The 22,129-nt window shown below is 37.4% G+C and carries 22 protein-coding genes and 1 riboswitch; of the genes, 17 read left to right on the top strand and 5 right to left on the bottom strand.

Annotated features, from left to right (window positions below; all coding sequences use genetic code 11):
- The first annotated feature begins 68 nt into the window (after positions 1-68).
- From ACE1MS_RS19980 to ACE1MS_RS19965, 4 genes are all read left to right on the top strand, one after another.
- Positions 69-578, top strand: a complete 510-nt coding sequence (locus ACE1MS_RS19980) for a GNAT family N-acetyltransferase (protein ID WP_031416360.1) — start codon at positions 69-71, stop codon at positions 576-578.
- Positions 579-676: 98 nt separating this feature from the next.
- Positions 677-1,708, top strand: a complete 1,032-nt coding sequence (locus tag ACE1MS_RS19975; RefSeq protein ID WP_012291981.1) for a fatty acid desaturase — start codon at positions 677-679, stop codon at positions 1,706-1,708.
- Positions 1,709-1,832: 124 nt separating this feature from the next.
- Positions 1,833-2,981 carry a sensor histidine kinase gene (locus ACE1MS_RS19970; RefSeq protein ID WP_418903501.1) on the top strand — a complete coding sequence of 383 codons (1,149 nt, stop codon included), beginning with the start codon at positions 1,833-1,835 and terminating at the stop codon, positions 2,979-2,981.
- Between the two features lie 16 nt (positions 2,982-2,997).
- Positions 2,998-3,609: a response regulator transcription factor gene (locus ACE1MS_RS19965; RefSeq protein ID WP_031416364.1), complete on the top strand. Its 612-nt coding sequence runs from the start codon at positions 2,998-3,000 to the stop codon at positions 3,607-3,609.
- Between the two features lie 44 nt (positions 3,610-3,653).
- Here ACE1MS_RS19965 and ACE1MS_RS19960 read toward each other — a convergent pair whose 3' ends face one another.
- The 3 genes from ACE1MS_RS19960 to ACE1MS_RS19950 all read right to left on the bottom strand — a co-directional run bounded on the left by ACE1MS_RS19960 (position 3,654) and on the right by ACE1MS_RS19950 (position 6,182).
- Positions 3,654-4,628 carry a proline dehydrogenase family protein gene (locus ACE1MS_RS19960; RefSeq protein WP_012291984.1) on the bottom strand — a complete coding sequence of 325 codons (975 nt, stop codon included), beginning with the start codon at positions 4,626-4,628 and terminating at the stop codon, positions 3,654-3,656.
- A gap of 73 nt (positions 4,629-4,701) precedes the next feature.
- Positions 4,702-5,454, bottom strand: coding sequence for an ABC transporter permease (locus ACE1MS_RS19955; protein WP_012291985.1), 753 nt, complete (start codon positions 5,452-5,454; stop codon positions 4,702-4,704).
- Entirely contained in the window at positions 5,451-6,182 is a 732-nt protein-coding gene (locus ACE1MS_RS19950; RefSeq protein ID WP_036164149.1) for an ABC transporter ATP-binding protein, read from the bottom strand. The genes ACE1MS_RS19955 and ACE1MS_RS19950 overlap by 4 nt, the downstream gene beginning before the upstream one ends.
- Before the next feature lie 101 nt (positions 6,183-6,283).
- On the opposite strand from ACE1MS_RS19950, the gene ACE1MS_RS19945 reads away from it, so the two are divergent.
- Complete coding sequence (locus ACE1MS_RS19945) at positions 6,284-6,784, top strand: methylated-DNA--[protein]-cysteine S-methyltransferase (protein WP_447402579.1); 501 nt, start codon at positions 6,284-6,286, stop codon at positions 6,782-6,784.
- A gap of 66 nt (positions 6,785-6,850) precedes the next feature.
- Here the strand turns inward: ACE1MS_RS19945 and ACE1MS_RS19940 are convergent, their stop codons facing one another.
- Together ACE1MS_RS19940 and ACE1MS_RS19935 are read right to left on the bottom strand one after the other, a co-directional pair.
- On the bottom strand, positions 6,851-8,152 hold the full coding sequence (locus ACE1MS_RS19940; RefSeq protein WP_289449804.1) for an ammonium transporter: 1,302 nt from the start codon (positions 8,150-8,152) through the stop codon (positions 6,851-6,853).
- A 13-nt stretch (positions 8,153-8,165) separates the two neighbouring features.
- Positions 8,166-8,507: a P-II family nitrogen regulator gene (locus ACE1MS_RS19935; protein WP_012291989.1), complete on the bottom strand. Its 342-nt coding sequence runs from the start codon at positions 8,505-8,507 to the stop codon at positions 8,166-8,168.
- A 312-nt stretch (positions 8,508-8,819) separates the two neighbouring features.
- Here ACE1MS_RS19935 and ACE1MS_RS19930 point away from each other — a divergent pair, with 312 nt between their 5' ends.
- The 12 genes from ACE1MS_RS19930 to guaA all read left to right on the top strand — a co-directional run bounded on the left by ACE1MS_RS19930 (position 8,820) and on the right by guaA (position 22,043).
- The gene (locus ACE1MS_RS19930; RefSeq protein WP_281486871.1) at positions 8,820-10,280 is read left to right on the top strand and encodes a nicotinate phosphoribosyltransferase; all 1,461 of its coding nucleotides are present in this window, start codon (positions 8,820-8,822) and stop codon (positions 10,278-10,280) included.
- Positions 10,281-10,298: 18 nt separating this feature from the next.
- The gene (gene nadE, locus ACE1MS_RS19925) at positions 10,299-11,123 is read left to right on the top strand and encodes an ammonia-dependent NAD(+) synthetase (RefSeq protein WP_031416370.1); all 825 of its coding nucleotides are present in this window, start codon (positions 10,299-10,301) and stop codon (positions 11,121-11,123) included.
- 157 nt (positions 11,124-11,280) lie between these two features.
- Positions 11,281-11,601 carry a hypothetical protein gene (locus ACE1MS_RS19920; protein WP_012291992.1) on the top strand — a complete coding sequence of 107 codons (321 nt, stop codon included), beginning with the start codon at positions 11,281-11,283 and terminating at the stop codon, positions 11,599-11,601.
- Positions 11,602-11,807: 206 nt separating this feature from the next.
- A complete protein-coding gene (locus tag ACE1MS_RS19915) occupies positions 11,808-12,449 on the top strand; it encodes a hypothetical protein (RefSeq protein WP_281486872.1) in 642 nt (213 codons plus the stop codon).
- A gap of 59 nt (positions 12,450-12,508) precedes the next feature.
- Complete coding sequence (locus tag ACE1MS_RS19910) at positions 12,509-13,780, top strand: right-handed parallel beta-helix repeat-containing protein (protein WP_281487123.1); 1,272 nt, start codon at positions 12,509-12,511, stop codon at positions 13,778-13,780.
- Positions 13,777-14,229, top strand: coding sequence for a nitrous oxide reductase accessory protein NosL (locus tag ACE1MS_RS19905; RefSeq protein ID WP_031416375.1), 453 nt, complete (start codon positions 13,777-13,779; stop codon positions 14,227-14,229). Before ACE1MS_RS19910 ends, ACE1MS_RS19905 begins: the two co-directional genes overlap by 4 nt.
- Complete coding sequence (locus tag ACE1MS_RS19900; RefSeq protein WP_031416377.1) at positions 14,226-15,029, top strand: ABC transporter permease; 804 nt, start codon at positions 14,226-14,228, stop codon at positions 15,027-15,029. The genes ACE1MS_RS19905 and ACE1MS_RS19900 overlap by 4 nt, the downstream gene beginning before the upstream one ends.
- On the top strand, positions 15,026-15,706 hold the full coding sequence (locus tag ACE1MS_RS19895; RefSeq protein WP_012291997.1) for an ABC transporter ATP-binding protein: 681 nt from the start codon (positions 15,026-15,028) through the stop codon (positions 15,704-15,706). The genes ACE1MS_RS19900 and ACE1MS_RS19895 overlap by 4 nt, the downstream gene beginning before the upstream one ends.
- Before the next feature lie 192 nt (positions 15,707-15,898).
- On the top strand, positions 15,899-16,843 hold the full coding sequence (locus tag ACE1MS_RS19890) for an AAA family ATPase (protein WP_012291998.1): 945 nt from the start codon (positions 15,899-15,901) through the stop codon (positions 16,841-16,843).
- The gene (locus ACE1MS_RS19885; protein WP_012291999.1) at positions 16,840-18,021 is read left to right on the top strand and encodes a DUF58 domain-containing protein; all 1,182 of its coding nucleotides are present in this window, start codon (positions 16,840-16,842) and stop codon (positions 18,019-18,021) included. The genes ACE1MS_RS19890 and ACE1MS_RS19885 overlap by 4 nt, the downstream gene beginning before the upstream one ends.
- Positions 18,018-20,201: a DUF4129 domain-containing transglutaminase family protein gene (locus ACE1MS_RS19880; RefSeq protein WP_036164153.1), complete on the top strand. Its 2,184-nt coding sequence runs from the start codon at positions 18,018-18,020 to the stop codon at positions 20,199-20,201. The genes ACE1MS_RS19885 and ACE1MS_RS19880 overlap by 4 nt, the downstream gene beginning before the upstream one ends.
- Before the next feature lie 32 nt (positions 20,202-20,233).
- Positions 20,234-20,335, top strand: a riboswitch (purine riboswitch).
- A 154-nt stretch (positions 20,336-20,489) separates the two neighbouring features.
- Positions 20,490-22,043 (top strand): glutamine-hydrolyzing GMP synthase, encoded by a 1,554-nt coding sequence (guaA, locus tag ACE1MS_RS19875; RefSeq protein ID WP_031416382.1) that lies wholly within the window; start codon positions 20,490-20,492, stop codon positions 22,041-22,043.
- The last annotated feature ends 86 nt before the right edge of the window (positions 22,044-22,129 follow it).

The following is a 22,129-nucleotide window of genomic DNA, read 5'->3' as shown; positions in this document are numbered from 1 at the left end:
ATAAGTCTATCTATATCTTCTTTTCTTACAATCGAAGATAAGGATAATGTCGGAAGGACGTGAGGAAAATAATTCGATTGATGGAAGAAAAAGATATACCTGAGGTATTAGAAATTTATAATGATATAATTTTAACAAGCAAAGCAGTCTATCGATATGAAATTCAATCTTTAGATGAAAAAGTGAAGTGGTTTAGGGAACAGCAAGCATTAGGAAATCCGTTGCTTGTATTTGATGATAATGGGATGGTCGCTGGCTTTGCAACTTATAGTCAATTCCGTCCTTATCCGGGTTATAAATATACTATGGAGCACTCCGTTTATGTACATAAGGAGCACTATCAAAAAGGTATTGCAACGAATCTTATGCTTCAGCTTATAGAGATAGCGAAGGAGCAAGGGGTAAAGACATTAGTTGCAGGTATAGATGGAGAAAATATTGGTAGTATTAAAGCACATGAGAAACTAGGCTTTGAATATGCAGGAACCATAAAAAATGCAGGCTATAAGTTTGAACAATGGCTAGATCTTGTGTTCTATCAACTACATCTGACTGGACCGATTCATAAAAGGATATGACAAATGTCATATCCTTTTTGTGATGTTTGCGTCTGTTGCTGACTTATACTCTTATTTTATGATGAGGTCATAAGAAAAAGGAAACGAGGGAGTAAAAGATGGCAACAATAAAAGAAAAAACAAAAAAATTACGCCAAGATGTAGCGCCTTTTGCTAAATCAGACACGCGTAAAAGTGTTTTTCAAATGATTAATACCATTGTACCGTTAATTGCTTTGTGGGTGGCAGGTTACTTGTTAGTTGATGTTTCACCTTGGCTAACAGTTGGTTTAAGTGTTATTTCAGCAGGTTTTGTCGTAAGAACTTTTATTATCTTTCACGATTGTACACATGGATCATTTTTCAAAAGTAAAAAGGCAAACGACTGGGTTGGATTTTTTACTGGGGTGTTAACTTCATTCCCATATGAAAAATGGAAACGTGAGCATACAATTCACCATGCAACAAGCTCAAACTTAGACAAGCGTGGTATTGGTGATATTGATATGATGACTGTGGAAGAATATATGCAAGCCTCAAAGGGACAACGATTATGGTATCGCTTTTATCGTAATCCATTTGTAATGTTTGGTTTAGGACCTTTATATATGGTACTTGTTTTAAATCGTTTTAATCGTAAGGATGCAAAGCAAAAGGAACGTACTAACACAATTTTAACGAATATTGTTATTGCTGGAGTTTGTGCCGCTTTAATCTTCTTTATGGGCTGGCAAGCGTTTTTATTAGTCCAAGGTGTAACATTATTTATTGCGGGTGCTTTAGGAATTTGGTTATTTTATATTCAGCACACCTATGAAGATTCTTACTTTGAACATGATTCAGAGTGGGATTATGTGAAAGCCGCAGTAGAAGGTAGCTCGTATTACAAATTGCCGAAAATCTTGCAATGGGTTACTGGAAATATCGGTTTCCATCATGTTCATCACTTGGCACCTCGTGTACCTAACTATAATCTTGAAAAGGCTCATAATGAAACGCCGCCATTACATACGGCGACAACGATTACTTTACGTACAAGTTTAGAATCATTGCGTTATAAGCTATATGATGAAGAGCAAAGTAAATTTGTCACATTTAAAGAAGTCGAATTAATTATAAAACGTAAAGCAAAAGGCAGTATTGCCGCTTAGCTAGAAACAGCCATCTCAATTAGAGAGATGGCTGTTTTAAATATAGCCGAGAAAATAAGCATGTATGGGCAAAAAAATAATTTTCTTGTTATAATAAGGGAAAAGTAGGAAAGAGCGTGAGATTATGTTGAGGAAATGGCATAGTATTATTCCGAATAGTCCTATGCTCAGTATATATTTATGGATTATTTTTTGCTTTCTACCGTTTTTCTTTATTTTTAGAAAATCATCTTATATAGAAATCTCTATAGGCATTACGTTTTTAATGCTATATTTTATTTTTTATCGATTTTCCATGAATTCGAAAAGCGGTCTTGTATATATGTGGATTAGCTTCGAAATGGTTATTAATATTGTCATGACGATTTTATATGGTTATGTTTATCTTTCCATTTTTACAGCATTTTTCATTGGAAATATACGAAGACCAGTTGGTTTCTATATCATGTACGGTCTACATATTGGCTTTACAGTCATTTCTACAGGCGCTGGCTTTTTTGTCGAGCTTCACTTATTTTTATCACAATTACCTTTTGTCGTGTTAACTATTTTGGCTGTTGTTCTTTTACCACTAACAATCTATTCCAAAAACAAACGTGAGAACCTAGAAGGACAGTTAGAAACGGCCAATGAACGTATTGCTGAGTTAATTGTTTTTGAAGAACGACAACGTATTGCACGTGATTTACATGATACATTGGGGCAAAAATTGTCTATGATCGGTTTGAAAAGTGATTTGGCATCAAGGTTGATTGAGCGTGATCCACAGCAAGCTTTAGTTGAGATTAAGGATATACGCCAAACTGCCAGTATTGCCTTAAAAGAGGTTCGTGAATTGGTTTCAGACATGCGGACAGCAAAATTTGAAGATGAGCTTATGCGTATTTCTCAAATACTAAAGGCAGCAGAGATGGAATTTGTCTTTGAGGGCGATAAAAATGCCTTGCAAGTGCCACCACTTGTAGAAAATGTTTTGTCTATGTGCTTAAAAGAGGCTGTTAATAATGTTGTTAAACATAGTGGTGCGACAAAATGCGAAATAGCATTCCATCAAAATTTTAAAGAAGTTTACTTAGTAGTTCGTGATAATGGACAAGGGATTACAAAAAAACAAGCATGGAAGACTGGGAACGGGTTAAAAGGAATGCGAGAGCGTTTAGAGTTTATCAATGGTTCCTTTAAAATTGAAAGTGTTGACGGAACGACATTATCGGTAACCATTCCAGTGGCTATTACGCATCAAAGTGTAAAAGAAAATCTGAAGAACATATAGAAAAGAGGCTTGTGACATGATACGAATTGTGATTGCTGAAGATCAGGGGATGCTATTAGGCGCTCTTCGCTCTTTACTTAGTATGGAGGATGATATGGAGGTCGTTGGCTTAGCCAAAAATGGTGAGGAAGCAGTGATGCTTGTTGAAGAGCACCAGCCTGATATTTGTGTGATGGATATTGAAATGCCTGTTAAAACTGGCCTTGATGCAGCAGAAGAGATGCATGGCTCTGGCTCGGATTGTAAAGTCATTATTTTAACTACGTTTGCTAGACCGGGTTATTTCGAGCGTGCTAGAAAAGCTAGTGTAAGGGGATATTTATTAAAGGATAGCCCTATTGAAGAATTAGTTTCTGCAATTCGTACGATAATGGATGGTAAACGGATTTATGCCCCAGAGCTCGTTGATTTTGTTTATGAGGATGATAGCGAGAATCCATTAACAGAGCGAGAAAGCCAGGTGCTGACACTTGTGGCAGAGGGCAAAACAACAAAGGAGATTGCCGCAGAGCTATTCCTATCTGCTGGAACCGTTCGTAACTATATTTCTACGATTTTAGAAAAATTAAACGTAGGCAATCGTATTGAAGCCATCGCACGCTTTAAAGAAAAAGGATGGAATAAATAAGAAAAGAACCTTATCGCATGGTTGCGGCAAGGTTCTTTTCTGTTTTATTTATTGCGTTTTGTTAAACGTCCAAGAACGAATGCACCTGCTGCTACAGCAAGAACTGTATTCGTCTTTTTCGTAAACACTTGTTTTGTGACAAGGTTAAGGTTTTGAGGGCGTTCAGCTAGGCGACGCATAAAGTAACCATACCAATCTTCGCCGAATGGAACGTATACACAGAAGTTATAGCCTTCTTTAGCTAGTTCTTTTTGCATATCTGTACGGAATCCATAAAGCATTTGGAATTCGAATTTATCAAGTGGAATATTATGATCAGCTACAAAGCGTTTAACGTGAGCAATAATATTATGGTCATGTGTTGCAATGGACGTAAATTTACCATGTAATAAATGATATTCAATTAACTCAATAAAGTTTAAATCGATATCCAATTTATCCTGATAAGCAACTTCAACAGGCTCTTTATAAGCACCTTTTACGATACGTAAACGATAGTCCTTGAATTTTTCAATGTCGTCCTTTGCACGGTAAAAGTAAGATTGAATGACAGTTCCAACATTACTAAATGTTTTAGATAATTCTTCTACCATATCAAAGGATGTTTGAAGACGCCCGAAGTCTTCCATATCGAAGTTAACGAATATATCGTAAGCAGCCGCTTTTTCAACAATTTCATACAGATTGTCATAGCAGAAATCTACATCAATATCTAAACCTAATTGAGAGGGCTTTAATGAAATATGTGCTTTTACATCATTTTCATGAATAGCTTCTACGACAGAGAGGATTTTATCTTTTGCAGCAGTTGCTTCTTCTTTACTTGAAACAAATTCCCCAAGGTTATCAACTGTACAAGAGATATTATGTGCATTTAGTTCTTTGATGCTTGCAATCGTTTCTTCAATATTTGTACCAGCTACTACACTTTGTGCTCCTAATTTTAGGCCATATTTCTTTGCAGCACTATTCAATAGTTGGTTTTCAGATAGATGGATGAAAAAATCGCGTAATAACATGGTCATTCTCCTAACTGCATTTTCTTTTTAGTATATCATAAATTATTAAAACTATATTAAATCTGCTTAACAATTATTTCATTTCAAGTATTTGCATACGCTCATTAAAAAGTGCAGGATAACTTAAAAAACCAATCATGATACTTGATAATGTTGCCGTTGTTAGAAGAGCGAAGATGATCAAAAGCTGAAATTGTACAGCCTGAATGGGGTCGGCACCACCGATAATTTGACCGCTCATCATGCCTGGTAGCTGTACCAAGCCAATTGTTTTTTGGCTTTCAATAGTAGGAATCATACTTGCTTTTACGGCATTGATAAGTTGTCGATGAACGGCTTGTTTAGGTGTGCCTCCAAGTGACAAGATTAATTCCATTTGATCTTTATGGCTAGTAATTTCAGCCGTAAATCGGTTTAAAAATAAAATGGATAACACCATTGAATTGCCAATTAACATGCCACTAATGGGAATAATATATTGAGCGGTTGCTGGCACAATGTTGAAGCCCAGCAAGACACCTTGTGTAATAATTTCTATTATCACAAGCGTCAGTGCAATCTTCCAGGTGATTCCTTTAATACCTTCTCCTTTTTTTCGAGCATTAAACGTAGCAACTAGTATCATTAAAGCTACCATAAGAAAAATATACATATAACTATTTGCATCAAAGACAAATTTAAGTATATAGCCAACAGCAAGCAATTGAACTATTGAACGAAGAGTTGCAATAAGTGTATCTTTTTCAAGTCCTAATTTTAATGTTTTGGATAGCAGTAAAGGGATGCAAACAAATATTAATGTCAGTGATAAGGACGTATATGTCATATGTTAGCCCCCTGAACAAATTCAGCTACACGTGGGTTCGTTGGTGCTTTAAGTAAAGCACTCTTGCCAGTTTCAATTAGCTCTCCATTCATCATGACCCATGTGTAGTGTCCAATTGTTAACGCTTGTTGCAAATTGTGAGTAATCCAAATCATCGTTACATTGTATTTTTGATTAATAGTGACGATGAGTTTTTCAATGTCCTTGACTGATTGGCGATCGAGAGCGGAGGTTATTTCATCTAATAATAAAATAGAGGATTGATTAATAAGTGTTCTTGCTATAGAAACCTTTTGACGTTGTCCTCCGGATAATTCATTTGTGGATTGATATAAGAAGCTTTCATCTAAGCCAACATCCTCTAAATATTGAATGGCCTCCTGTTGAGAAAGTTTTTTTCCTTGCAATGTTCGCGGGAGTGCAATGTTTTCCTTAACAGTACCAGCAATCATAGGAGCAGCTTGTAGGGCAATACCAACATGTCTTCGTAATGCTGAGGGCTCATAATTTGAGATGGGTTCATTATCAATAAGTATTTGCCCATTTGTCGGTGAAAGAAGGCCATTACATAATTTAAGCAGGGTTGTTTTACCTGCACCAGAAGGGCCGACGAGAGTGGTAATTTGACCTTTCGGAAACGACCCCGTAATTGACTTTAATATCATTTTGTCATTTACTGAGAATTGAACTTGTTGAAAGTGAATGGCAGGCTCGTATAGCGTATTCATATAGTGAAACTCCTTTGCTATAGTCAGTAAAATAACTGTAGCATGAAATGAAGGAAAGATGCAGTTTAAATATAAGATTTTAGAAATGGGGAGAAAAGGGAATGGAAAAATTGTATTTTGATACATTAACGTTTGCACAAGGTAGTATGTACATTGTGGCTTCAAATAATGGACTTGCCTATATTGGAACACCTAATGCATCATTTGATGAGGTTAAAGAGTGGGCTAAAAAGCCTTTCAAAGGTTATAGCTTTGAAGAAAATCAAGAGCAATTGCAACCATATAAAGAACAATTAACAGCATACTTTAATAAGGAACTGACAGAATTTGATGTACCTATCCATGTGAAGGGGACACCTTTTCAATTAGCTGTATGGGACGCCCTTAAAGAATTACCCTATGGTTCAACAACATCGTATGGAAGTATCGCAGAACGTATTGGGAACCCCAAAGCGGTTAGGGCTGTAGGCAGTGCTATTGGTGCAAATCCAATCTTAGCAATTATTCCATGTCACCGGGTCATTGGAAAAAATGGTCAATTAACAGGTTTTCGTAGTGGACTAGATGTAAAACGATTTTTATTAGAACTAGAGAAAGCTTAACATCATTAGTTTGCTAAAAAAATCTGCCTGCTACTTTATTAAAGGCAGAGCAGATTTTTCTTTTGGTTATATGTGTTGTTCTTCTTGTTGTACGTTGCTTTGGGTTTTACCGAAATGTGTTAAACGATGTGCAAAGGTTTCTCCTCGAACAGCAGAACTCTTGAAAATATCTTGGAATTCGTAGGCCGGAGCTCCGTGCTCTATAACGTCTAAACCAGCAATTTCCTCTTCAGCCGTTACCCGTAATGGTACAAAAGCTTTGATGATAAATATACCAGCTGTTACAGAAACACTAACCCAGGCTATTGTAGCAATAACACCGACTGCTTGAATGCCTAATAGACTCAAGCCCGCACCATAAAATAAACCTTGACCGTTACTATCAAATAATCCAACTGCTAGTGTCCCCCATACACCGCAAATACCATGTACAGCAATTGCACCAACTGGATCATCCACTTTTAGCTTCCACTCAAGGAATCGTACACCTTCAACAAGTAATGGGGCGGCGATAAGGCCGATGATAATAGAACCGATAATGCTGACATTCGCTGCACCTGCTGTAATTCCTACTAGTCCTGCTAGTGCACCATTTAATGTGAGGGAGCCGTCAATATGGCCATAACGGAACTTCGTATAGAAGGCGGTTGCTACGACACCAGCGGCCGCTGCAAAAAATGTATTAGCAATGACATTTGGAACAAGTTCAGGATCAGCAGCTAAAGTGGATGCACCATTAAAGCCAAACCAACCGAACCATAGTAAAAATACGCCTAATGCTCCTAATGGTATACTATGACCTGTAATAACATTTACTCGACCGTTTTCATATTTACCTAGTCGTGGTCCAACCATAACTGCTGCGACAAAAGCGGCTACAGCACCTGTTAAATGAACGACTGTCGAGCCGGCAAAATCTACAAAGCCTAAATCAGTCAACCAACCTTGACCACTCCAAACCCAATGGCCTACAACTGGATAAACAACTAATGACATTAGTATAATAATTCCTATATAAGCAAAAATATTAGTACGCTCTGCTACAGCGCCAGATAAAATAGTTGCTCCTGTTGCAGCAAACATTGCTTGGAAAATAAAGAATGAAAGATCATCGACTCCGTTTAAAGCAAAGCCGCTTATGCCGAAAATACCACCTACAGTGTCACCAAACATAATGGCATAGCCACATAAAAAATAAACAATTCCCCCTAGGGAAATGGTAAGAAAATTTTTCATGATGATGTTAACAGCATTTTTTGAACGTGTAAATCCTGCCTCTACCATAGCGAATCCAGCGTGCATAAAAAAGACTAAAATTGTGCCTAACATCACCCAAATTAAATTAACCGATAATATTATTTCTTCCATCTATATCGCCCCCTTATTCTACTGCAATTGATCCGACTTCTTTTGTTCGGATACGAATCGCTTGTTCTACTGGATAAATGAAGATTTTCCCGTCCCCAACCTTGCCAGTGGCTGCTTCACGCAATAGTATTTCTACAATGCCATCCACTTTACTATCATCTACAATCATTTCTAATTTCAATTTAGGTAAAAATTCGATTTCATACGTATTACCACGAAATAAACCAGTCCGCCCTAATTGACGACCACAACCTGCGATTTCAGAGACACTTAACCCTGCAATTCCTTGTTGTGCAAGACCGTCCCGAACGGCTCCAAAAACCTCAGGACGAATGATTACTTCGATTTTTTTCATCTGTACCAGCTCCTTGCGTAATTTTAATTTACATGATAAATTGCCTTGAACAGGAGTGCAATTACTTTTTGGAAGTTCGTGTCAGTTTTTATTACATGAATTATTTTTGTTCTCGAAATATTCGTGAGAAAAAGGTTTCAGAATGGGAATGAAAGCGGTACTAAAATTTGTGTCTAAAATATGAACAGTTCTAAATTTTCTGACTATTAATGTTAGAAAACCTAACATGGAGGAGTGAGAATGTCATACGCAAGAATTTGGGTATATAGTGTATACTAGGACTAATTATCAAAGCGGAAGAAGGGGTTTCTTGTGAGATCAAACTATGCAGACGATAGCTTAGCGCTACACACAGACTTATATCAAATCAATATGGCCGAATCCTATTGGGCTGATGGGATACATAATAAAAAAGCAATTTTTGAGTTGTATTTTAGAAAATTACCTTTTGGCAATGGCTATGCAGTATTTGCTGGCCTAGAGCGAATGCTGGATTATTTACGCAATTTCCGTTTTAGTGAATCTGATATTACGTATTTACGTGAGGAAGTTGGTTATAAAGAGGACTTTATTGAGTATTTAAAAGATATTCGATTCACAGGTGATATGTATTCGATGGTAGAGGGAGAGCTTGTTTTTGCCAATGAACCAATTGTTCGAATTGAAGCTCCATTAGTGGAGGCTCAGCTTATAGAAACAGCATTATTGAACATCGTTAATTATCAAACATTAATAGCAACGAAGGCTAGCCGTATTAAACAAATTATTAAAAATGAAGTGGCCATGGAATTTGGTACACGACGCGCTCAGGAAATGGATGCAGCTATTTGGGGGACGCGTGCAGCATTCATAGGTGGCTTTGCTTCCACTAGTAATGTACGAGCAGGTAAACTGTTTAACATCCCGGTGTCTGGCACACATGCTCATGCTTTGGTACAGGCGTATAAAAATGATTACGATGCTTTCCATTCTTATGCAAAGCGTCATAGAGATTGTGTTTTTCTTGTAGATACGTACAATACTTTGAAATCTGGTGTTCCAACCGCTATAAAAGTAGCCAAAGAATTAGGTGACAAAATTAATTTTATTGGTATACGTTTAGATAGTGGAGACATTGCGTTTTTATCAAAAGAGGCTCGTCGCATGCTAGATGCGGCTGGTTTCCATGATGCGAAAATTATTGTTTCAAATGATTTGGATGAATACACCATATTAAATTTAAAAGCTCAAGGGGCAAAAGTTGACGTGTGGGGAATTGGTACGAAGCTTATTACAGCTTATGACCAGCCTGCGTTAGGAGCTGTTTACAAAATGGTTGCCATTGAAAATAGTGAAGGTCAATTGGAGGATACCATTAAAATATCAGCGAATGCTGAAAAGGTAACAACGCCAGGTCTCAAAAATGTATATCGTATTATCGATAAAAAGAATGGCAAAGCAGAGGGAGATTACATCGCGATGCAGGATGAAAATCCTCAGGAGGAGGACCGTATTAAAATGTTCCACCCAATTCACACGTTTGTATCTAAATTTGTCACGAATTTCGAAGCGAAAAATTTACATCAGCATGTGATTCATCATGGCGAAATAAACTATACAAACCCAACGCTTGAGGAAATGCGTGACTATGCAGCCGGAAATTTAGAGCTGCTATGGGATGAATATAAACGTGCGATGAATCCTGAAGAGTATCCAGTCGATTTAAGTCAAAAATGCTGGGATAATAAAATGCGCAATATTGAAGAAGTTCATAACATGGTTAAGCAAATGTAAATAGGGAGTGATGGAACGATGACTTTACAGCAACAGATCATTGAAGAATTACGTGTACAACCAACTATTAATGCGCAGGAGGAAATACGTAAATCCATTGATTTCTTAAAGGAATATGCGAAACATTATAGTTTTGTAAAAGGATTTGTTCTTGGTATTTCTGGTGGTCAGGATTCAACGTTAACAGGAAAACTAGCGCAACTAGCTGTTGATGAATTGAATAAAGAAGTTGGTGAAATGAAATATTCATTTTGGGCGATTCGCTTACCGTATGGAGTGCAAGCAGATGAGCAAGATTGTCAGGACGCTATCGACTATATAAAGCCAACGGGGTCTTATACAGTTAATATAAAAGATGCTGTCGATGCGAGTGTGAAGGCCCTAGCAAATGCGGGTGTTGAGCTGAATGATTTTGTCAAAGGGAACGAAAAAGCGCGGGAGCGTATGAAAGTGCAATATTCGATTGCTGCAATGAATGGAGCAGTTGTATTAGGAACGGATCATGCGGCAGAGGCTATTACAGGTTTTTATACTAAGTTTGGTGATGGAGGAGCTGACTTAATGCCAATCTTTCGTTTAAATAAAAGACAAGGGAAGCAGTTATTGGCAGAACTCAATTGTCCAGAGCATCTTTATACGAAGGTACCAACAGCAGACTTGGAGGAAAATCGTCCATCTTTGCCAGATGAAGTGGCTCTTGGTGTGTCCTATGATCAAATTGATGATTATTTAGAGGGAAAGGAAATCCCAGAAGAACCTCGCCAATTACTAGAAGGGTATTATTTGCGTTCACAACATAAACGCCATATGCCTATTACAATATTTGATGTTTTTTGGAAGTAAAATTAGGGAAAAGGGTTATAAAAGTGAATCTCACTTTTGAAAATAGCTCTTTTCTCTCTTTTTTTATGCAATTTGGTTCTATGTTGTTAAATATCATCATATAATGTCGATATAATTACCTATAAGGATTATAAAATGTAAGGGAGGGTAACTTAATATGAGGACTTCTAGAGTAAATGCAACGACAAGTAGTGTTTTTCGTCAGGAAAATCAGTATCTACATGCAGGTGATATTAGCCATAATTTTGGGCAAAATCCACAAAATTTATTTAAAAATAGTTTGCAAAGAAATAAAGAGAAGAAGCGCAGTTCGATCAATACACCAAATCAACAGAAACAGCATCAGCAAACTGCGCCCATCCATATGGATAGTACGAATGATTTGCAAATTCGTCGCGAATTAAATGAAACTGCGTTAAAACTTAGTCGTTTAAGCAGACAAAAGAAGTTACTTAATAGTTACCGTTCTTCCATATAAAGACTAAACTCCCCACAGCTAAACATGTGGGGAGTTTTTGATGCGAGTGAAAAAGAAGCACTAAATTCAAATTATTTGAAATGAAGATGTTCATTGAATGTTCAAGATAATTTTTCCAAATCTTCACCTCGATTTTTTACTAATTTCACAACTAATCTGTATTGTAGAATATGGCAACACAAAATTAAAATTGGAGGAAAAAATTTGTGAAAAAATTATGGTTACCAGCATTATTATTATTATTTTTACTTGCAGCATGTAATGGCGAAAAACCACAGGTAAAGGAGAAGGGATCAGAGCAAGATGCTACCGAAATGGAAACGGAAGTAGTGGATGATTCTGTACAAGTTGCTTCGCTTGTCGATTCACGGTTACAAGAGCCAAAGGAAGATACAGTTTGTGAAATGTGTAATATGAAGGTATACATGAAGGATCATGAGATGGGCGTATTTTCAACGCAAGCGATCAAAGAAGATGGAACTATTGCATTTTATGATGATATTGGCTGTTTGTTAAATGCAGAGGTTGCCAATGAAGAGAAAAATGCCAAATTCGTCCGTGATTTTGTGACGAAGGAGTGGGCGAAGGTCGAAGATGTAACAATTGTGAAAACAGAGCTGAAATCTCCGATGAACTGGGGCTATATTTACTTCGTGAACAAAGCGGAAGCAGATACATACATCCAAGAAAATCCGAATGCTTATGTTGAAGAACTACAAAAAATTAAAGATGACGCATTGGAACGACGTAAGAAAATGATGGAAAAAAAGGCTAAGGAAGAAAGTGGAGATTCTAGTTCTATGCATTCAAATGAAATGAATCATGGGCAAGAGGGACATGGCCATTAAAAGCCTAGACTAGGGGGCTCTCCTCTAGTCTTTTTATGCTGAATAAGGTGGTGAACGTGATGAAACGAATATGTTTGTTCGTATTGTTTTTTCTATGGGCAAGTCAAACAGCGAATGCGGAGTTTGATCTTCAATTGGCTATTGATCAAGCGAAACCAGGAGAAATTGTTCATATTCCTGCCGGTCGTTACCAAGGAAATTTTATAGTAAAGAAACCGATTAAACTCCTAGGTGAAAAAGGGGTTGAACTTTATTCTCAAAATACTGAACCTGCACTAAAAATTGACCATACGGCTAATGTCTCTATCGAAAATATAATGATTTCTGCCAAAAACAAAGGAATTGTTGTTAATGAAACGGAGAATTTAAAACTGAAAGCTATTGAGATAAAGAATATACAAGTGGGTATCCATATTCAACGTTCTAAGCATATTCGAATAGTTGAAAACAAGATTGTTGGTAATCAGTTACATTATGCTGAAAAAGGCAATGGGGTTGCTGTGTTTAAAAGTGAGGACATTGCTATTGAACACAATGCTATTGATCTTGTGCAAGATGGAATATATGTAGAAGAAGCAAAACAAATCGATGTGCGTCAAAACGAAGTGACAAATAGTCGATATGGGACGCATTTTATGTATTCAAGTGATGTCAAGGTGGATTTCAATTCATATTTTCAAAATGTTACAGGTCTTATGGTAATGATGACTACTGACTTAGAAATAGCCAGTAATACAGTTAGAAACCATAATGATTTCAATAGCTATGGTCTTTTAATGTATGACACTCAACAGGCAAAGGTAAGAAAAAATAGCTTTCAAAATAATCGGGTGGGCGTAGCATTGCAAAAATGTTCAGTTATACAAATACAAGAAAATCGGTTTCAGATGAATCAGACTGCCTTAGAAGGAACAAAGGTAGATAAGCACTCTATTATAAAGGATAATCAGTTTACTGGAAATATATTGACAGCAAGATCAGACCAACAAGGTTTGCGATTAGTTCGCAATTTTTATGATGATTATAGAGGGATAGATGTTGCAGGAGATGGTTTTGGAGATGTTCCATATGTAGCTGTTTCGAGCTTTGGTCAATGGATGGTGAGACAACCAGTTTATCAATTTTTTGTGGCATCACCGAGTGTTATGATCCTGACGTCACTTGATCAGCAAGTGAATAAGACAGAACAAAATTTACTTGTAGATAACGAACCGAGATTAATTAGCCATACGAAAGAGAAGGGGCTTTCGATTAACATCCTACAATTCATTATTGGTTTGGTTGTAACTATGGGTGGATTTTGGCTGTGGAAAAGAGGAATGTTAGTATGATAAGGTGGATAACCATTCTAGTTATATGTAGTACAATATTGGGCGGTTGCAGCGGAAAAGTATATAACCCACGTGATATTATCAGTGAAACAGATATTTGTGAAATTTGTAATATGAGTATCGTTCATCAAGAATATGCTGGACAAATTGTATTAACAAATGGAGATTATAAGATTTTTGATGATATTGGATGTTTGATGGATTATCTTACGCTAAATGGTGAGGGTGAAATTGGCGCAGCCTATATTAAAAATAAAGCAAATAATGAATGGATTGATGTTTATAAAGCTACCTATGTATATAATCCAGGCTATTGGACGCCGATGAACTATGGCGTTCTTGCGTTTGCGACAGAGGCTGAGGCACAGGAATGGATGACCAATGAAGGAGAGGGGCAATTATTAGCCTATCAAGATTTGCTGACGTTTAATTGGGGGATTCATAAATGATGTTTGTGAAAATAGAGCTAAAGCAAATTTTAAGAAGCCATTGGATGCAACTAGTAGCTTTTCTGTTTACATTTGTATTTGTAGCCATTATAGTCATTCAACGAATGGCATTACCTGATATGGAGGGCTTTACACGTCAAACAGCATCATTTTTAAATGTGTTATTGTTTCTATTGCCCTTATTCATTATCACCATTGGAAGTATGAGTTTAGCTGGCGATATAGAATCTGGTTGGTTTTCGTTATTAAAAACATATCCCATGAAAATAGCGCAATATATTATAGGGAAGTATGTGGCTATATCACTTGCTTTTTTATTAGTAGTGCTTGTGGCGTTTGGTGTTGTCTTAGCATTAGGTGGTCTATTGGATGGCGTACAGTTACCGATTATTTTAGTAATCCTTACGTTATTATGTATCTTTATATTTGTCTCATTGGGTATTGTACTGGGGGCAATGGCTAAAACAAGATTATTTGCACTAGCCCTGTCACTTGTTGTATGGTCCTTTTTTTTACTGCTCATTTCTTATGCTTTAATGGCTCTTGGTGCAGTTGTAGCGGGTCATGTTTTACAAAAACTTACCATTATATCGATACATATTAATCCAGTAGAATGGCTACGCTTTGGTTATTTTATATTCACCCATCAGGCTAGTGTGCTTGGTCCAGCATTTTATGGTGTAACGAAATTTTATTCCTCACCTGAGGGTCATGTGATGTATGTGATAGTGACGCTTCTTTGGATCATTCTACCACTTATACTGGCTACGAAGTTTTTAAAGGAGGACCCAAAGCGATGATTCTATTAGAAGCAAAAAATGTAGCCAATGTCTATGGAAATGGTAGAGGCTTAAAAGAAGCTACCTTTACACTACATTCGGGTAAAATTCTAGCATTGGTTGGGGGCAATGGAGCTGGGAAGAGTACGTTGATCCGTTTACTAACGGGACAAGAAAAGAAAAAGTCTGGAGAAATGATATGGCATAAACCGCAAGTAATTCGTTATATGCCTGATGACGTAAATTTTCCAATCATGCTAACGGCGGCAGAAATTTTTGAACTGCTGGCATCTTTAAAACAAGTAGATCAAGATGAGCAAGAGCGTATATTGAAGCGTGTTTCCTTGTGGGATGTTCGCAATCAACCAGCTAAACAGTTCTCTAAAGGGATGCTTCAACGATTAAATCTTGCGCAAAGTTTACTTGGAAGTGGATCCTTGCTAATCTTGGATGAACCGACAAATGGTCTTGATCCATTTTGGATAGCACAACTGAAACATGTGATGATAGAGGAAAAGAAAAAAGGAAATACGGTCATATTCTCTACTCACTTGCTGTCATTTGCTGAAGAAATAGCAGATGATGTATTAGTTTTACATGATGGGGAAATTATTATTTCTGGTCCGATCACTGAAATTTTTACACAAGAAAATTCTACATCTTTGGAAGAGATATGGTTAAAAAGATTAGAATTGTAACATTCTAATGATTAGTGACGTTGTATAATAAACAAGGCTTGTTTGACTATGTTCAAACAAGCCTTGTTTATTAAGTGTTATCAAAGGGAAGGAGTTTCTGATAATTGTTTTACTAGACATATTTCGATATGCTTATGATAAGTTATCGTGCAATTCACACAATTGTTCGGTGGAATGGAGGTTTTTTTATTTATGAATTCTCAAATACAAAATGTGCTAGAAAATATAGAGAAAGTAATGATTGGAAAGAGAGAGGTGGCTGAGCTGAGCCTTGTTGCTTTATTAGCGAGGGGGCACGTATTGTTAGAGGATGTGCCTGGTGTTGGGAAAACAATGATGGTTCGTTCATTAGCCAAATCCTTTGATGCACAGTTTAAACGAATTCAATTTACTCCAGATTTATTACCTTCCGATGTAGTGGGAATCTCTATTTATAATCCAAAGACTTTGGAGTTTGAATTTCGTCCAGGACCGATAATGGGCGATGTTATTTTAGCTGATGAAATTAATCGTACCTCGCCAAAAACGCAATCAGCTTTACTAGAGGGGATGGAAGAAGCATCTGTTACTATTGATGGTAAAACACTTGCCATTAATCAGCCTTTCTTTGTAATGGCCACGCAAAATCCGATAGAACACGAAGGTACTTATCCATTGCCGGAAGCCCAGCTTGATCGTTTTTTGTTGAAAATAAAGATGGGCTACCCTACTAGAGGGCAAGAAGTAGAAATTTTACGTCGAGCGGAAAATGGCAAAGCAATTGAAAAGATCGACGCTGTATTGTCAGTAGCTCAATTAATTGAATTACAAGAGCTTGTTCAAGGAGTGTACGTTGAAGATTCAGTAAAAAATTACATGGTGGAGCTTGCTACTCAAACTAGAGAAAACAGCTATGTTTATTTAGGAGTAAGTCCCCGGGCTACATTAGCCTTAATGAAGGCTTCGCAAGCTTACGCGTTTATGAAAGGGCGCAGCTATGTCATACCTGATGATGTCCAATACCTTGTACCTTTTGTTTTCAGTCATCGCCTAGTTTTAAAACCAGATGCTCGCTACGATAATGTAACGGCCAATGAAATTATTGAACGGATCATTGCCAAAACGCCAGTACCAACAAAAAGGTTTGCAGAACAATGAGGCAATGGAAAGCTTTTTTGGAGAAAAGTAAACATTTCCTATTAGTGGTTTTCTTAATGGTTGTAACATTTTGTTATGCAATGTTCCAAGGTGGTTTTGTTAGTTGGTTTGTGTTTTTTACCGTAAGTCCATTTTTAGTGTACGCCTTATTTTTCTTTGTTGTTAGGGAAAGTATCCTAGTAGTAGAGCGCAAAATTGAACCTTCACACATAGAACGTGGTCAGTCAGCGAAGGTAACGATTTCGGTCGAGAGAAAAACACGTTTCCCTTTTGCTTATATGATGATGGAGGAACTTGTAGATAGTGAGGGATTAGTACAGGCCAAGCTACAAAGTTCAGCTGCTATCAAATTTGTTGGCTTTAGAAAAAAATTTAACTGGCATTATGAACTAGTAAATATGCCTCGTGGTGAACACCGTTATTTGGGTGTTACGATAGCTTTCTATGATTTTTTTGGCTGGGCCAAAAAAATGGTTGTGGCTGAGAAAGAACAAACTATTTTAGTTTATCCAAGGCTCAGAGAAATGAAATATTCGGCACTGCAAACAAAATATGATGTTGGGCCAATGATGTCCCCTTATTCCATAGTTAAGGATACTACTATGTCTGTTGGATTACGAGAATATGTTCCAGGGGATCGTTTTTCTTGGATTCATTGGAAATCTTTCGCAAAAACCCAAACCTTACAATCGAAGGAATTTGAGGATAGACAATCCTCTGAGTTAATGTTAGTGCTTGATGCCAAGAAATCAACGTTATTTGAGGATAAGATTGAACTAGTTGCATCTATGCTCAATATGATCGTGCAGGAACTTGGTGATATTTCCTTTATTGCTGCTGGAGAAATGACGAAGGTGTTTCCGGTTATACAAGGTGAAAAGCAGTTAGATCAGGTTATGTATCATTTGGCAGCTATCAAACCTACTGAGAATGTAAAATTTCGATTTTATGACCAGCAAGCCTTTAAGCAAGTTGCGACATTGCTTTATGTAACTAATGAAGTATCAGATGAATTCCTACATACTCTTGCGAATATAGTGAAAAGTTGTATTTGTTTTGTCGTGACAAAACAGCCACCTGTGCAATCTGAGGTTACGTTGCGTTATAAACATATTCAAATGGTCTATGTAGATCCAACAGATTTTTATCATGTTTTCACGGGGGTGATGAAGCCGTGAAACAGTCGTTAGGAGAATTTTTAGAGTTGGCAGTCGCCTATATTATTGTTTTCTTTATATTGCGTGAATGGCTAATGCCCATTATGCAATTAACTAATACAGGAGGGTTTCATCTCTTCCTAGTCTTTATTGGCTTGTCTCTAGCTTTAAGTTTATTCCGAGTGCATCCTGTATTATCAGGAATTGTAAAGTTAGGTTATATTATTTGGTGTATTGTCTTTATTTATAGCGAAAGCCCAGTGCTCTCTGGAAAGACCATATCCTTCTTATTAGCAGAATGGAAAGGCAATATGGCCGCCATTATTTCAGGTGATTTTGGACTAGTATCCGATGCTTTTAGAACAGTGCTATTTCTAGTATTAATATGGATGCTTGTTTACTTAATTCACCATTGGGTCTCCGTGCGGAAAAATATATTTTACTTTTTTGTCATGACAGTATTCTTTATTGCTACGTTAGATACGTTTAGTGAATACAATGGTAAAACAGCTATTGTTAAAGTGGTTATACTAGGATTAATGATGACAGGTGTCCTATTTGTCAAACGTTTATGGCTTCAAGCGGGTGCAACGAGCAATGCGTTTGGAAAATGGAAAATTGTTATTCCGATGCTTGTTTCCGTAATACTTTTTGGTAGTATCGCCTTCTTTTTACCAAAGACAGGGCCGACATGGGCAGACCCTGTGCCATTTATCCAAGGTGTTACTGGGCAAGATGGGAATGGAGCAGGCATGAAATCAGTCGGCTATGGTCAAGACGATAGTCAATTAGGTGGACCTTTCCAAGGAGATAATACATTAATTTTTACTGCTTCTTCTCGTGATCGTCATTATTGGCGTGTTGAAACGAAGGATACTTATACCTCAAAGGGATGGATTTTGTCAGAGGGGAACTTTGGGAAAAATGTATATGAGTCAAATGCGCCGATTATGACCTCATTACAAGTGGGATTACCTGAAAACGAGCGTCAAATTCAATTGGACATTGCGGCCTCGATGCCATTTTTAATCCAAACATATGGTTTATTATCTGTTTCGGCACAAGATTCCACATTATTTATTCAGGATGAGCAGACGGAACGGATGACTATAGAGCAGCAGAATGATACATCTAAATCGTTATCAAACTATACATTATCATATAGTGAGCCAGTCTATAGTATGGAACAGTTGCAATTATCTCTGCCAGCCACACTTGAAACGTTAGATTTATCTTTTGATCGCTTTATGCAGTTGCCAGTGGAATTGCCACAACGGGTAAGAGATTTGGCGTTGGCGATAACACAGGATGAAACTACGGTTTACGATCAAATTAAGGCAGTGGAAGGTTATTTTCGGACAAACGGGTTTAGGTATGATAAAACCCAAGCGGCTATTCCAGCAGAAAATCAAGATTATGTCGATCAGTTTTTATTTGATACAAAAGTAGGGTATTGTGATAATTTCTCAACGTCAATGGTAGTGCTTTTGCGTTCAATAGGCATACCGGCTCGCTGGGTCAAAGGTTTTGCGCCTGGTACGGCAGGGCCAATGACAGATGGTCTGCGAGAGTATCGAATTACCAATGACAACGCACACTCATGGGTAGAGGCATATATACCTGGGACAGGTTGGATGGAGTTTGAACCTACAATAGGCTTTAGTGGCAATGCTAACATTGATTATGATATACCATTAGATACATCAGAACAGGAAGAAATTCTACAGCCAGAGCAAAAACCTGAACAGCCACAACAGCAGGAACAAGTGTCCAATAAAGAGCAAAGTAAATCAACGTTTAGTCTGGATATGCTCTGGGCATGGATGAAGAAGTTCGCTTATGTTTGGGGAATTGGTTTAATATTATTACTGATTAGTGGGATTGCATTATACTTGCAGCGCAAAACATGGCTGCCTAAAATGCATGTGCGAGCATATCGTAAAAAGACTGCCGATTGGTCTACCTTTGATTCCTCTTATCATATTCTTCTGAAGCAATTATCACGTATTGGACTGCGTATGAGAGATGGAGAAACGTTGCACATGTTTGCCGAACGTGTGGATGCATCCTTAGAAACAGATGAAATGCAAAAGCTAACGGCTGTTTATGAGCAACATGTTTATGGGAAGGATAAACAAGAAGTGGATTTCATGAAGCTGAAAGAAAGTTGGGAATATTTAATCAATCGCACTATCGGTTGATTTTAACTTAGACAAAGAGTAAAATGAAAAAAATTAAATGCAAGGATTGCTTTCATATAAGTTCGATAATAAGGTTCGGATGTTTCTACGAAATCACCACAAATGATTTCTCTATGAAGGCGGATGTATTCGCTAGGTGAGAGGTATAGTAAATCACTTTACTTTGCTACGCATTCGCCTTTATAAATCATCATGAGCTTTTTGAACGCGTAGAAAGATTTTACTTTCTTCGCGTTTTTCTTTGAACAAATGAATGATCCTTTAATAATAGTAGAAGAGGTGGAAATTTTGACAGCTAGCCCTTTATTAAAAGAGCAAGAAAAAATCGTTGTACTTGACTTCGGTAGCCAATTTAACCAATTAATTACTCGTCGTATCCGTGAGTTTGGTGTATTCAGTGAATTACATCCACATACAGTAACTGCTGAAGAAATTAAAGAAATGAACGCAGCTGGTATTATTTTTTCAGGTGGTCCAAACTCTGTTTATGATGAAAATGCTTTCCATGTGGATCCAGCCATTTTTGAATTAGGCCTACCAATCCTAGGTATTTGCTATGGTATGCAATTAATGGCGCATACAAATGGTGGTAAAGTAGAAGGCGCTGAAACTCGTGAATATGGTAAAGCTGAAATCAAAGTAACTGCTTCCAATAAATTATTTGGTGAGTTACCAACTGAGCAAATCGTGTGGATGAGCCATGGTGACCATGTAACAGAAGTTCCTGCTGGATTTGAAGTGATCGCAACGAGCGCATCATGTCCGATTGCAGCAATGGCAAACGTAGAACGTAAACTATACGCTGTTCAATTCCACCCAGAGGTACGTCACTCTGTTTATGGTAATGATTTATTACGTCAATTCGTATTCGATGTTTGTGAAGCAAAAGGTGATTGGTCAATGGCCAACTTCATCGAACTTGAAATCGCAAAAATTCGTGAAATTGTAGGCGATAAAAAAGTATTATGTGCGCTTTCAGGTGGTGTTGACTCTTCAGTTGTAGCTGTTCTTATCCACAAAGCGATCGGTGACCAATTAACTTGTATGTTCGTAGACCACAACTTAAACCGTAAAGGTGAAGTTGAGCAAGTAATGAAAACATTTACTGAAGATTTCGATATGAATCTTATTAAAATTGATGCTCGCAAACGTTTCATGGACAAGCTTGCGGGTGTATCAGATCCAGAGAAAAAACGTAAAATTATCGGTAATGAATTTATTTACGTATTTGATGAAGAAGCATCAAAGCTTGAAGGTATGGATTTCTTAGCTCAAGGTACTCTTTATACAGATATTATTGAATCAGGTACTTCAACTGCACAAACAATCAAATCTCACCATAATGTTGGTGGACTTCCAGAAGATATGCAATTCCAATTAATCGAACCACTAAAAACTTTATTCAAAGATGAAGTACGAGCATTAGGCTTAGAGCTTGGTCTGGATGAAAAAATCGTTTGGCGTCAACCATTCCCAGGTCCTGGATTAGGTATCCGTGTACTTGGTGAAGTAACAGAAGAAAAATTAGAAATCGTTCGCGAATCTGACTTCATCTTACGTGAGGAGATCGCCAATGCTGGCCTTGATCGTGACATTTGGCAATACTTCACGGTATTACCTGATATCCGTTCAGTTGGTGTAATGGGCGATGCACGTACGTATGATTACGCAATCGGTATCCGTGCGGTAACATCTATCGACGGTATGACATCTGACTGGGCACGTATCCCATGGGATGTACTAGAAAAAATCTCTGTCCGTCTAGTAAACGAAGTAAAACACGTTAACCGTGTAGTGTATGATATTACATCTAAGCCACCAGCAACGATTGAGTGGGAATAGTAGCAAACGCCCTAAAAGCCCTGAGAGGTTTTTAGGGCTTTTTTGATTTCACTATGTCTGAATTTATGCTAAATAAAGTATCTCAA

This window comes from Lysinibacillus sp. fkY74-1 (assembly GCF_053165895.1).
This window is presented reverse-complemented; position numbering and strand designations above follow the sequence as displayed.

What these genes read in the sequence shown, in the direction of transcription:
- ACE1MS_RS19975 (WP_012291981.1), top strand. Translation starts at nt 677, where the DNA reads ATGGCAACAATAAAAGAAAAAACAAAAAAATTACGCCAAGATGTAGCG.
- ACE1MS_RS19970 (WP_418903501.1), top strand. Translation starts at nt 1,833, where the DNA reads ATGTTGAGGAAATGGCATAGTATTATTCCGAATAGTCCTATGCTCAGT.
- ACE1MS_RS19965 (WP_031416364.1), top strand. Translation starts at nt 2,998, where the DNA reads ATGATACGAATTGTGATTGCTGAAGATCAGGGGATGCTATTAGGCGCT.
- ACE1MS_RS19960 (WP_012291984.1), bottom strand. Translation starts at nt 4,628, where the DNA reads ATGTTATTACGCGATTTTTTCATCCATCTATCTGAAAACCAACTATTG.
- ACE1MS_RS19955 (WP_012291985.1), bottom strand. Translation starts at nt 5,454, where the DNA reads ATGACATATACGTCCTTATCACTGACATTAATATTTGTTTGCATCCCT.
- ACE1MS_RS19950 (WP_036164149.1), bottom strand. Translation starts at nt 6,182, where the DNA reads ATGAATACGCTATACGAGCCTGCCATTCACTTTCAACAAGTTCAATTC.
- ACE1MS_RS19945 (WP_447402579.1), top strand. Translation starts at nt 6,284, where the DNA reads ATGGAAAAATTGTATTTTGATACATTAACGTTTGCACAAGGTAGTATG.
- ACE1MS_RS19940 (WP_289449804.1), bottom strand. Translation starts at nt 8,152, where the DNA reads ATGGAAGAAATAATATTATCGGTTAATTTAATTTGGGTGATGTTAGGC.
- ACE1MS_RS19935 (WP_012291989.1), bottom strand. Translation starts at nt 8,507, where the DNA reads ATGAAAAAAATCGAAGTAATCATTCGTCCTGAGGTTTTTGGAGCCGTT.
- nadE (WP_031416370.1), top strand. Translation starts at nt 10,299, where the DNA reads ATGACTTTACAGCAACAGATCATTGAAGAATTACGTGTACAACCAACT.
- ACE1MS_RS19920 (WP_012291992.1), top strand. Translation starts at nt 11,281, where the DNA reads ATGAGGACTTCTAGAGTAAATGCAACGACAAGTAGTGTTTTTCGTCAG.
- ACE1MS_RS19910 (WP_281487123.1), top strand. Translation starts at nt 12,509, where the DNA reads ATGAAACGAATATGTTTGTTCGTATTGTTTTTTCTATGGGCAAGTCAA.
- ACE1MS_RS19905 (WP_031416375.1), top strand. Translation starts at nt 13,777, where the DNA reads ATGATAAGGTGGATAACCATTCTAGTTATATGTAGTACAATATTGGGC.
- ACE1MS_RS19900 (WP_031416377.1), top strand. Translation starts at nt 14,226, where the DNA reads ATGATGTTTGTGAAAATAGAGCTAAAGCAAATTTTAAGAAGCCATTGG.
- ACE1MS_RS19895 (WP_012291997.1), top strand. Translation starts at nt 15,026, where the DNA reads ATGATTCTATTAGAAGCAAAAAATGTAGCCAATGTCTATGGAAATGGT.
- ACE1MS_RS19890 (WP_012291998.1), top strand. Translation starts at nt 15,899, where the DNA reads ATGAATTCTCAAATACAAAATGTGCTAGAAAATATAGAGAAAGTAATG.
- ACE1MS_RS19885 (WP_012291999.1), top strand. Translation starts at nt 16,840, where the DNA reads ATGAGGCAATGGAAAGCTTTTTTGGAGAAAAGTAAACATTTCCTATTA.